Consider the following 704-nt stretch of genomic DNA (forward strand, 5'->3'; position numbering starts at 1 on the left):
ATTTAATTTCACAATTTTAAATTTTGGAATAGAATTTGCTATTTTATTCCAAAATAAATAAGGATTAAAACAATGTTAAATTTTAATACAGGCTTTGGCAATAATCTCTTTACCAATTTAAACATTAATGTTAAAAAAAATCAAAGTTCTTTAAATTCTTCTAATAGCAATGTTAAAAATTTACAAGAATTAAAAGAAAGCTCTAACACAAATAATAAAGTATTAGGCTATGAAGTAGATAAAGATGGATATTTTACCAGTGAGTTTAATAAAGCAGCAGGAATTCCTGAAGATATAAAAATTCATTCTAGCACTATGGAAAGCTTGGTGAGAGTAGAGACTGGGTGTAATGCATTCATTAGAACTTTTGAAAGTATAGACATAGCTAAAACCATAGGAAATGCTTATAAGATTTTAAGTCAAGTAGTGGGTGAAGATGTTTTAAATTCTAAAGATAGTTTCACGCTTGATGAAATAGCAAAATTCCCACAAGGTTATGAATACAATCGTCAAAGTATGGAAGTAACTAAGATATATAATTCTATACAAGATTTTCTTAATGGTGAAATGAATTTTGATTATGATAATAAAACAGATACATTCATAGAAAGTTTATTTTTTAATTCTTATGTAGTTGAAGATGCTGCCAAAGCAAAACCTGCTACTGATATTTTTAACAATAACAATGGCGGAAAAGAAAATAT

General features: G+C 26.4%; 1 protein-coding gene. It reads left to right on the top strand.

What is annotated here, in order from left to right:
- Positions 1-72 precede the first annotated feature (72 nt).
- Positions 73-704, top strand: a 632-nt coding sequence (locus CQA76_RS08920; protein WP_408608988.1) for a Cj0814 family flagellar-dependent secreted protein, incomplete at its 3' end; no start/stop codon positions are given.

It is taken from the genome of Campylobacter aviculae (assembly GCF_005406215.1).
Taxonomy (GTDB): Bacteria; Campylobacterota; Campylobacteria; order Campylobacterales; family Campylobacteraceae; genus Campylobacter_D; species Campylobacter_D aviculae.